The organism is uncultured Thiodictyon sp., assembly GCF_903828115.1.
Taxonomy (GTDB): Bacteria; Pseudomonadota; Gammaproteobacteria; order Chromatiales; family Chromatiaceae; genus Thiodictyon.
In genome coordinates this window covers 1-10496 of sequence record NZ_CAIKKU010000366.1, presented here as the reverse complement: position 1 = coordinate 10496, position 10496 = coordinate 1, and the positions used below count along the sequence as shown (strand labels likewise).

Annotated in this window: 11 protein-coding genes; 6 read left to right on the top strand and 5 right to left on the bottom strand. The window is 66.3% G+C overall.

Translation table 11 applies throughout. The features are described from left to right. From QZY48_RS13400 to QZY48_RS13390, 3 genes are all read left to right on the top strand, one after another. On the top strand, positions 1-1266 hold a 1266-nt coding region (locus tag QZY48_RS13400; protein ID WP_366929684.1), incomplete at its 5' end, for a homocysteine S-methyltransferase family protein. Between the two features lie 42 nt (positions 1267-1308). After that, positions 1309-2565 (top strand): AAA family ATPase, encoded by a 1257-nt coding sequence (locus QZY48_RS13395; protein WP_295431376.1) that lies wholly within the window; start codon positions 1309-1311, stop codon positions 2563-2565. Then, positions 2562-3230 carry a retron system putative HNH endonuclease gene (locus QZY48_RS13390; protein WP_295431374.1) on the top strand — a complete coding sequence of 223 codons (669 nt, stop codon included), beginning with the start codon at positions 2562-2564 and terminating at the stop codon, positions 3228-3230. Before QZY48_RS13395 ends, QZY48_RS13390 begins: the two co-directional genes overlap by 4 nt. Before the next feature lie 97 nt (positions 3231-3327). Here the strand turns inward: QZY48_RS13390 and QZY48_RS13385 are convergent, their stop codons facing one another. The 5 genes from QZY48_RS13385 to orn form a co-directional block, all read right to left on the bottom strand. Continuing rightward, positions 3328-4209, bottom strand: a complete 882-nt coding sequence (locus QZY48_RS13385; RefSeq protein ID WP_295431372.1) for an ABC transporter ATP-binding protein — start codon at positions 4207-4209, stop codon at positions 3328-3330. A 186-nt stretch (positions 4210-4395) separates the two neighbouring features. Continuing rightward, a complete protein-coding gene (locus QZY48_RS13380) occupies positions 4396-5667 on the bottom strand; it encodes a hypothetical protein (RefSeq protein WP_295431370.1) in 1272 nt (423 codons plus the stop codon). Beyond that, positions 5661-5918 (bottom strand): DUF2249 domain-containing protein, encoded by a 258-nt coding sequence (locus tag QZY48_RS13375; protein WP_295431369.1) that lies wholly within the window; start codon positions 5916-5918, stop codon positions 5661-5663. Before QZY48_RS13375 ends, QZY48_RS13380 begins: the two co-directional genes overlap by 7 nt. Before the next feature lie 7 nt (positions 5919-5925). Beyond that, complete coding sequence (locus QZY48_RS13370; protein WP_295431367.1) at positions 5926-6363, bottom strand: hemerythrin domain-containing protein; 438 nt, start codon at positions 6361-6363, stop codon at positions 5926-5928. Between the two features lie 182 nt (positions 6364-6545). Beyond that, on the bottom strand, positions 6546-7091 hold the full coding sequence (gene orn, locus QZY48_RS13365; protein ID WP_295431365.1) for an oligoribonuclease: 546 nt from the start codon (positions 7089-7091) through the stop codon (positions 6546-6548). Between the two features lie 257 nt (positions 7092-7348). Here orn and rsgA point away from each other — a divergent pair, with 257 nt between their 5' ends. The 3 genes from rsgA to QZY48_RS13350 all read left to right on the top strand — a co-directional run bounded on the left by rsgA (position 7349) and on the right by QZY48_RS13350 (position 10341). After that, positions 7349-8374 (top strand): ribosome small subunit-dependent GTPase A, encoded by a 1026-nt coding sequence (rsgA, locus tag QZY48_RS13360; protein WP_295431363.1) that lies wholly within the window; start codon positions 7349-7351, stop codon positions 8372-8374. Between the two features lie 337 nt (positions 8375-8711). Beyond that, positions 8712-9185: an EVE domain-containing protein gene (locus QZY48_RS13355; RefSeq protein WP_295431361.1), complete on the top strand. Its 474-nt coding sequence runs from the start codon at positions 8712-8714 to the stop codon at positions 9183-9185. Positions 9186-9600: 415 nt separating this feature from the next. Continuing rightward, positions 9601-10341, top strand: coding sequence for a hypothetical protein (locus tag QZY48_RS13350; RefSeq protein ID WP_295431359.1), 741 nt, complete (start codon positions 9601-9603; stop codon positions 10339-10341). Positions 10342-10496: the final 155 nt, after the last annotated feature.

Here is a 10496-nt window from a genome sequence, read left to right as displayed (position 1 = left end):
GTTGTCGTAATCGAACAATCCGATCACGACAACGACAACGACAACGACAACGACAACGACCAGGACAGGATACCCGGGATCTCGGCCACCACATCAGTTCCGATCGCCCCCGTCGCCGGCGCTTGGCAAGGGACGTCGGCGCCGCGGCGGTTATACTGCGCAGTCCCGCACCGACCGGGTGCCCTGTCAAGAACCCAAGGCGGAATCCCCATGCCAGCCCAGTCCCAGTCCACCCTCGCCGACCTTTTGCGCGAACGCATCCTGATCCTCGACGGCGCCATGGGCACCATGATCCAGCGCTACCAACTCGGCGAGGCCGACTACCGCGGCGAGCGCTTCAAGGACTGGCCCTCGGATCTGAAGGGCAACAATGACCTGCTGGTGCTGACCAAGCCCGCGGTCATCCGCGAGATCCATGAGCAATACCTGGAGGCCGGGGCGGACATCCTGGAGACCAACACCTTCAACGGTAACCGGCTGTCCCAGGCGGACTACGGCCTGCAGGACTATGCGGCGGAGATCGACACCGCCGCCGCCCTGCTCGCCCGGGACTGCGCGGACCGCTACACGGCGCTCACCCCGGATAAGCCGCGCTTCGTCGCCGGGGTCTTGGGCCCCACCAGCAAGACCGCCAGCATCTCCCCGGACGTGAATGACGCCGGTGCCCGCAACACCCACTTCGATGAACTGGTGACCATCTATGCCGAGGCGACCCGCGCACTGATCGCCGGGCGGGTGGACGCCATCCTCATCGAGACCATCTTCGATACACTCAACGCCAAGGCCGCCGCCTTTGCCGTGGATCAGGTCTTCGAGGAGGACGCGGTGGTACTCCCGGTGATGATCTCCGGCACCATTACGGACGCCTCCGGGCGCACTCTCTCGGGCCAGACGGTGGAGGCCTTCTACAACAGCCTGCGCCACGTCCGGCCGCTCTCCATCGGGCTCAACTGCGCGCTCGGCCCAGATGCGCTGCGGCCCCATGTGGAGGACCTGGCGGGGGTCAGTGAGTTCTATACCTCATTCCACCCCAACGCCGGCCTGCCCAATGAGATGGGTGAATACGACATGACCCCGGAGCAGATGGCCGAGCACGTCGCCGAGTGGGCCCAGGCGGGCTTCGTCAACATTGTCGGCGGCTGCTGCGGCAGCACCCCGGCGCACATCCGCGCCATCGCCGCCGCGGTCGCCGGCCAGGCACCGCGCCAACCGCGGGAGAACGATCACCGGCTGCGGCTGTCAGGGCTGGAGGCGTTCAACGCGTAAGGCGGCTTCGCCTCAGACTGCGAATAGGGAGCCACTCTAACCATGAAAATCCATTCTGTTCACTTGAAGAATTTCCGTGGTATCGGAGATCTGGAGCTTGACTTCACGGACCGGATCAATGTGCTGGTGGGCGTCAACGGTGTCGGTAAGTCCGCTGTGCTCGACGCGCTGGCGATTCTCCTGTCGCAGGTCAGTTGGCGAATCTACGGCAACTACGCCAAGGCCCGCCCCTTCTCCCCTGACGACATTGAGGTCGGCAAGGCATTTACTCGGGTCGACGTGCTGGGTGAGCTGAGCGGTCTCCCCGTCAACTGGAGGCTTGCCCGAAATCGTAAAGCCGGTGCGCACCCACCGGAGCGCAGTAGCGACTTGCAGCCGGTGAATACGGTGGTTTCATACCACTTCGGGCGGCAGCCTGCCGATGCCCCCCGCTCAGACGATTTCCCGCTGATGGTTTACTACGATGTGCATCGAGCGGTGATCAAGGCTCCGATGCGGGTCCGTGAGAAGGCCAGAGACCACCCCCTCGAAGCCTATGTGGATGCGCTCGAGCATAATGGCGCGGATTTTAAGCGCTTTTTCATTTGGTTTCGCAATCAAGAGGATGTCGAGAACGAACAGCGTCGGGACAATCCCAACTACCGGGACAAAGGGCTCGATACGGTCCGGCGCGCGATCGAGGATTTTCTGGGGATCAGGGATCCTCGTATCCGCCGAAAACCTCTGCGAATGACCGTCGACAAGGCAGGGATTGCGTTGAATGTCAATCAGTTGTCGGATGGCGAGAAGTGTATGTTGGCCCTCGTCGGCGACATTGCCCGACGTTTGGCGATGCTTAATCCCGGCCTTGAAGACCCACGTTTTGGAAAGGGTGTGGTGTTGATCGATGAGCTGGAGCTCCATCTGCACCCGGGCTGGCAGTGCGAAATGATAAAGAAGCTTTCTGAGGCGTTTCCCCGCTGTCAGTTCATCGTCTCGACCCATTCCAGCCTGGTATTGAGTCATGTTCATCCGCACGGCATTTGGCTGATGCAATGCGGATCCCAAGGAGTATTCGCCAGCCGGCCGCGCACATCCTTCGGTATGGATTCGAGCCGGATACTGGAGGAGTTGATGGACGTGCCTGCACGAGAATCCGGAACTCAGTTCCGATTGGGAGAGCTGTTTGCGGCACTGGAACGAAACCATTTGAGCAACGCAAAAGATCTATTGGAAGGACTTTCGCGAACCGCGCCCGATATCCCCGAGCTGGTGCGCGCTCGGGCACTCCTGAAGCGAAAAGAGCTGCTTGGAAAATGAGGCGAATAATCAAGGGGGCGGAACCGGACAGCTTCGGCACCTGGAAGTCATTGGCGAATGAGAATTGGACGCCGACCTTCAATAACCTTCAGAACCCCGAAAAAGCAGTTCTCCAAGACGCTTTGATCCGGGAGCAAGGTGGGCTTTGCTGCTACTGCGGCAGAGCAATCAATTGCAGTGACAGTCATATCGAGCATTTTCGGCCACAAGAACATTTCTCGGAGCTAGCACTCGACTTCAGCAACCTGTTCGCATCCTGTATTCGACAGCAGAAGCCCGATAACCCCATTCACTGTGGGCACTGCAAAAGTAAGTGGTTCGACGAGGCGTTGACGATTTCCCCTTTGCACCCAGATTGTGAACAGCGATTCAGTTATCAGGACAACGGGGAGATCGTCCCCAGCGACGGGGACGACCGAGCCGCGAAAACCATGATACTGAAGCTAAATCTTAGAACAATCTATCTTCGCAATCGGCGCGCAGAGGCATTGGCGGGCATGTTCGACGCGGCTTTTCTCGAATCGGCGACGACGGACGAGCTTCAGGCCATCGCCGACGCCTATGAGGCAAGGGATAGGGAAGATCTGCAGCCGTTCGCTCAGGTCGTCTTCCGATATGCCCAACAACTCATAAGCGATGCCGACGGTGCGGGCGCAACGGTATGATGCCAATCAGGGGGTTCCAAGATTACGCCAAACTTGCCCTAGCCCCGATTGCCTGATGCCATCGAGTCACTCGTCTTGCGTTGATCTCCGGCCGCCCTCAGGTCCGCAATGAGTGCCCGGTCAACTTGAGAAAGACATCCTCCAGGTTAGGCACGTCCACCCGCAGTCCGGTCAGGTCGGCGCCGCTGCGCCCCAACTCCAGCAGGGCGGCGGCGACGTCCGCGACCGGCAGTTCGATCCTGGCCCCGCGGGTCTCGGCCGTCGCCGGCAGCGGCACGTCGTCCGGCCAGGCCTCCACCGGCAGCCGGATGATGGCGGCGGGGAAGTGCTCCCGAATCAGTGCGAGCGGCGCGCCCTGGGCGACGATGCGTCCGTGGTCGACGATGGCGACCTGGTCGCACAGGCGCTGCGCCTCCTCCATGTAGTGGGTGGTCAGCACCACGGTCTTACCCTGGCGGCGCACCGTCTCGATCAGGTCCCAGAAGTTGCGCCGCGCCTGGGGGTCCAGGCCGGTGGTCGGCTCGTCGAGAAAGAGCAGTTCCGGGTCGCTGACCAGGGCGAGCGCAAGCAGCAGGCGCTGGCGCTGGCCGCCGGAGAGTACGCGCGTGTCACGGTTCAGGATCTCGTCCAGGTTGCACAGGGCGATCAGCGACGCCCGGTCGGCGTGGCGGCCGTAGAGGCTCGCGAAGGTCTGGAGACACTCGCCCACGGTCTGGAAGTCCTGGAGCGCGGTGGACTGGAACTGGACCCCGATCAGCTCCCGATACCCCTTGTCCAGGGGTCGGCCGCGAAACAGCACCTGGCCCGAGGTCGGCCGGTCGATCCCCTCCAGGATCTGGAGCGTCGTGGTCTTGCCGGCCCCGTTGGGACCGAGTAGGCCGAAGCATTGGCCGGTCAAGACCTGGAAACTCAGGCCGTCGACGGCGCGCACACCGGGGAAGCTGCGCACCAGGGACTGCACGTCCAGGAGGATGGTCATCTCATATTGACCTTACGGATGAACTCGCCGGGGCGAGGAGGATTGAGCACGCGCATCAGTGAAAGCTCTCGATTTGATCGTTCTGTCACGCCCTTTCAGGGCTGAATCTTCTTATGAACTTGACCCAGGGCGCTGCCCTGGGCTGGTATGTAACGCCCCTTCGGGGCTTGAGATCGTTCACGGCACTCAAAAACGGCGCGCAAGCGCCCGATAACGCAGATAGCACCCAATCAGCAGCAGGCCCAGGTAGCCCGCGGAGACGGCGAGCGCCAGCCCCGCGAGCGACGCCAGACCGCGGCCGGGGACCAGGGTGGCGGCGACCAGCAGGCCGAGCGCACTGAGGTGCAGCCCCCAGTGGATGCGCGCGCGGCGCTCCGGGATGAAGGCGTGCATGTGCGGGATGCGCAGGTCGAAGCGGCGGGCCGCGAGCTGGCGCTGTTGCAGGTGGAACCAGGAGAGAAAGGGCATGATCTTGAACAACATGCCGCTCGGCAGCCCGACGCCGACCCCGACCAGCAGCAGGACGCCGATGGTCTCGGCCCGACCGCCGGTGAACCACAGCAGCACCGCCGCGAGCACGCAGGCCATGGCCAGGCGCCAGTGGAGCAGGGTGGCGTCCAGGATGGGGCGCTCGCGGCGGCGCTGCCGGTCGAGCGTCGTGAGGGCAAAGACCGCGAAGCAGGCCGCGGCCAGGCCCAGGCCCCAGGTCGCCCGCTCCGCCTGTCCGGCCAGGGTCAGGACCGTGGCCGCGACCAGGCCCCCGGCCGCCAGCGGGGCCGACCAGGACCGCAGCCAGCCGGGATAGGCCGGCGTGACATGAAACATAGGCACTACCTGATAGCCCACCCCCATCAGGATCAGCCCGGCCCAGCCCAGCAGCCCCCAGCCGAGGTGCAGGTCCACCCAGCCCGGGAGCCCGGGCAGGCGCAACCAGCCGAGCAGTGCCGCCGACAATACCAACCCCAGCACGACGGTGACGGCGAGGGCGCCCAGGCCGAGCCCCATGGCCCGGCGCGTGTCCACGCTGCCCCGGCCGCGGCTGAGCGCAACGGCGACCGCCCCGGCGAGCAGCGTGAGCCCGGCGGCGGCGCCCAGCGCGCCGAGCCCCAGTGCCGGACCCCAGCCCAGCGCGAGCCCGGCGCACAGCAGCGCGGTGCCCGTCGCCAGCAGGGCCTGGGCGGCACGCCCCACCGGGACCACCCGCGGCACCGGCGCCCCGGCCAGGACCGGCGGCAGTTGCAGCAGGGCGCCGCACAGGATTTGGCTCAGAAAGCCCAGCGCGATCAGGTGGGCCAGGGCCAGGGCCGCCGGTGTCCAGCGGGCGGCGAGCGCGCCCTCCCCCTGCCAGGCCAGCAGGAGCCCGGCGGCCACCGCGAAGGGCGGGGCACCGAGGAAGAAGGCAAAGGGGACGGTCAGCGGCGGGGCCTGATCCAGACGCAGGCCCGCGGTATTCAGCACGGGGGGTTCCAGGACAGCTCGGCGCGGGTCGGCGGCGCCCCGCTGTCCCAGATCAGGATCTCGAAATGACCCTCCCGGCCCCGCACGCGCCAGGAATAGCCCATGGTCTGGAGCATGTCATAGAGTGGAAAGGGCTCCCGGCGGTGCAGGACCCAGAGCCGCCCGCCGTTCGGCAGGGCCGTCAGGGCATCCATGACCCGCTCCAGGGGTTCCGGCGGGGGCAGGGTGCGGACATCCAGGACCTGGGCCATGACGCGCTCAGTCCCCGGCCAGCAGGGCGGCAATGGCCGCACCGCGTTCGGGCAGCGCCCCGTCGGCCATGGGGTAGAGCACGCCCTCTTCCTTGTAGTTGTGCTGTTGCACCAGCAGGTGCAGCGTCTCCAGGACGCCGAGGGCGTCGGCCTGGGCGCGCTCCGCGGCCGCCTGGTGCAGGTCCGTCAGCAGCGCCCGCAGTTGGGCGTGCTCGGCGACCATGACCTCGATGGGGTTCTCGGCTACCCGGAAGACCTGCGCCAGTTCCGGAAACAGGACGCCCTCTTCCAAGGCGAAGTGGTGCTCCATGGCGGCGCCGAGGTCCGCGACCGCCGTCGCCGCGGCCGGCCAGTCGCCCGCGGCGACCCGGCGCTCGGCCTGCGCCAACAGGCGGTCGCAGCCGTGGTGGTCCTGCGTAAAGGAATCGGTGATGGCAGTTGTCATGGTCAGCCTGATTTGGGGTGGCTCGCATCGGTTTCAATTGTGTGCGCCCCGACCCGACCGCGCCTTGATCTGGATCAGAGCGGCGGCCCGGGGTGCGTGCTGTGGTCGCCGCAGCGGGCCGCCCATTGATGATCGCCCGCCGCGGCTGGACCACGGACGCTGGACGGTCCGCGCAGCGGACCCTACGGGCGCAGCAGGTGCTCGCGATAATGCCGCAGTTCCGCGATCGATTCGCGGATGTCGTCGAGCGCCTGGTGTTTGGACGCCTTCTTGAAGCTCGCCGCCACCGTCGGCGCCCACCGCAGGGCCAGGATCTTGAGCGTGCTCACGTCGAGGTTGCGGTAGTGGCAGTAGGCGTCCAACTCGGGCATGAAGCGGGCGAGGAAGCGCCGGTCCTGGCAGATGCTGTTGCCGCACAGGGGCGAGGCCCCGGCCGGCACCCAGTCGGCCAGGAAGGCCAGGGTCGCGGCCTGCGCGGCGGCGGCGGCCGTCACCGAGGCACGCACCCGCGCGCTGAGACCCGAATCGCCGTGGTGGGTGCGGTTCCAGTCGTCCATCCCGGCCAGGACCCCGTCCGGCTGGTGGACGGCGAGCACCGGGCCCTCCGCCAGAATGGCCAGGTCCTGGTCGGTCACCACGGTGGCGATCTCCAGGATGTGGTCGGTGAAGGGGTCGAGGCCGGTCATTTCGAGATCCAGCCAGATCAGGTTTTGTTCGCTCTTGGGCATGTCGCGAGTCCGTGTCAGTCGCCGCGCTCCGCGGCAAATCGTCACCAGCCGCGCAGTCTAGCAGCCCATCGCCGTGCAGCGCGCCCGGTCAGTCTCTACAATAGGGTGACACACCGACGGAATTTGAACTCATGATCCAACACCCGCTACCCCTCGCCCTGCCCTTCGCGCCGGCCGCCCCCCTGGCCGCGGTGCGACCCGCCAGGGAGGCAGCGAACGCCCAGACCCTCTGCCACCACGTCACGCCCTGAGCGCCGATGACCAGGCGGCGCCTGTCCGAACGTCAGCTCGAGCGGATCCAGACCATCCAAGAGCGCCGCCGCCAACGCCTGGCGGACCGGGCGGAGAACGCGCTCGCGGCGCTCGATGAGGAGGAACCGGACGCACTCGGGCCCCAGGCCGGCCGGGTGGTGGTCCGCCACGGGGCCAACCTGGCGGTGGAGGACCCGCACGGCCAGGTCCACCACTGCCTGGCGCGCCGTCATATCGGGCACCCCGTGTGCGGTGACCAGGTGGTGTGGCAGGCCACGGCCGATGGGCAGGGCGTGGTCACCGCCATCCAACCCCGGGGGATGGTCCTGAGCCGCCCGGACTACAGCGGGCGCGACAAGCCGCTCGCGGCCAACCTCACCCGGCTGGTGGTCCTGATCGCCCCGGAACCGGACCCGAGCGGCTATCTGGTGGACCAATACCTGGCGGCGGCGGAGCTGATCGGGGTCCAGGCCCTGATCGTCGCCAACAAGATGGACCTGCTGGACACCCTGGGGGAGGCGGCCTTCCGGGCGCGCTTCGCCCACTACCCGGCGATCGGCTACGAGACCCTCTGGACCAGCCTGCGCCGCCCCGCGACCCTGGTCGCCCTGATCGCCGCCCTGGCCGGTGAGACCAGCATCCTGGTCGGCCAGTCCGGGGTCGGCAAGTCGTCCCTGGTCAACACCCTGCTGCCGGACCTGGAGGTCCAGATCGGGCGCCTGTCCCGGGCCACCGGGCTGGGCCGTCACACCACCTCCACCGCCACCTGCTACCGCCTGATCGGCGGCGGCTCGCTGATCGACTCACCGGGGGTGCGCAGCTTCCGCCTGGGCGCCATCGACCGGGAGACGCTGCAACGGGGCTTCCGCGAATTCGGCCCCCACCTGGGTCACTGCCGCTTCGGCGACTGCCGACACGACCGGGAGCCCGGCTGTGCCATTCGTGAGGCGGTCGACACGGGACAGATCGCGCCGGAGCGGCTTGCCAACTTCCATCATCTGGCGGCGGGGCTGGGGCCGACCTGGGGCTGACTTTTACCTCACGATTTCTCTCACGGAGACACGGGAAAAGAATTTCTCTCACGGAGACACAAAGACACGGAGAAAGAAGCAGGGCGTAGGGTCCGCTGTGCGGACCAGCGACCTCGCCGTTGGCTGGTGGGCCGGGTATTATGCTTAAGGCCGGCGCCCGCTGTGACCGCGGCGTTGCAGAGGGCGTATTCGACCTGTTACCGGCATTGGTTCGCGCCTCTGACCGACTTGAAACGCAGTTGTCAGATGTTTTTTTCCGGTCTCCGTGCCTCCGTGTCTCCGTGAGAGGATTCAAGAGGCGCACGCGGCAATACTCATCCAACCACCCGGGGCAACCATGGCCTACTGGCTCTTCAAGTCCGAACCGGACGCCTTCAGTATCGCGGATCTCAAGGCCAAAGGGGCCGCGGGCGAGCCCTGGGACGGGGTGCGCAACTATCAGGCGCGCAATATGATGCGCGATCAGATGCGCATCGGTGACGCGGTGCTGTTTTATCACTCCAACTGCGCCGAACCCGGGGTGGTGGGCTTGGCCGAAGTCGCAAGCCAGGCCTACCCGGACGCCACCGCCTTCGACCCGCAGGCGAAATATTGCGACCCCAAGAGCGACCCGGCACGGCCGCGCTGGTACCTGGTCGAGTTGCGCTATGTCCGTCACCTCAGGGGCCCCATCCCGCTGCGCGAGATCAAGCTACACGCGGACGGACCGCTCGCCGACATGCCCTTGGTACGCCGGGGCAACCGGCTCTCGGTGATGCCGGTGACGCCGGCCCAGTGGGATTTTATCCTGGGGCTGGAGGCGGCTCAATAATTTGGGCACGCGGCGCAGCTGTCGGAGACCCCGCGTGAACGCCTGAAGACGCTGGACGGCGCCGTCGCGCTGAACGACTGCAACCTGGGTCCGGTCCCCCTGTTCCGCCACTATCCGGGGGGTAGGCGCCACCACCGCCTGCGAACGGGAGACCAACGACCGGGCCTTGATCGTAATCCCGGCCAGCGGCGTGCGTAGTCAGGGCTTCCACCCCTGACGGTGTCAGGCCAGGATGGCCTGACTACGCACCCGGCGAGCCCAAGCGGCCGGAATCTTGATCGAGGCCAACGACCGGCTACCGCACGGAACTGGACCGGCACAATGCCTACACTTGTCGCAGGAGTTGGAGGCCCGCCGACAGATCGCGGCCGACCAGTTGAATTCAGACACTTTGCCGTTCAGGATCGCCGATCACATGACTCACAGCATCGAAATCTTTCTGGCCGCCCATCAGGCCATGACCACGGGGGTCGACATGATCCCGCGCAGCGCCAACGACAAGGAGTATTTTGCGCAGGACTGGTTCGCCGCCCGCGTCGCCGCGCTCGGGTTGCCGCTGCACCCGCAGGGCCGCGCCGGCGATCCGGACCTCTGGGTCGGTGACGACACCCGGGCACCCGTCGAGGGCTACGAGGTCAAGTCAATGGCCTTGAGGAACGGCCGGCCCGCCCGCAAGGACTACGACTCCAGGAGCATCAACCCGGCGGAGCCCAAGGACGACCGCGACTGCTTCCTGGTCTTCCTCCTCTATACCGGCAGCGGCGGAAAACCGCGGCCGATCCATTCACTCTGCATCGCCCACCGGGACCTGATCAATACCGATCGGGGGGGCGCCGCGGCGCATATCGAGGAGAAGATCGAGGGCTTTGGCTCTTACGGAGACGGCGCCATTCGCAGCCGCAAGCAGTACCGTTTCCCTTCCCCCTTCACCCTTGACCCGACCGGCCTCGGGCGCTGCCGGCTCATTCTGCCGGCCGAATGGGCGCCGGCCGACCCCCGCCTGGTCCAGGTGGGAACCCTGGAGCGCAGCATCGCCTACACCAGGCTCGACGCCTACTCCATCGACCTGGACGGCAATACCCGGCCGACGCCGCACGCCGCCCCCCGGCTCGATGCGGGCCAGGTGCGCCGGTTTCAGGTATTTGAACAGACCTGAGGAACGGTTCACGAATAAGTTAAACAAGCTCCTTAGGGAATGCTCGTCGCGTCGTTGTCGTTGTCGTTGTCGTTGTCGTGATCGAGGTTATCCTAGCGCCCCGGATTCGCGTCTCGTTCCCACGCTCCAGCGTGGGAATGCCGGGCGGGCGCTCC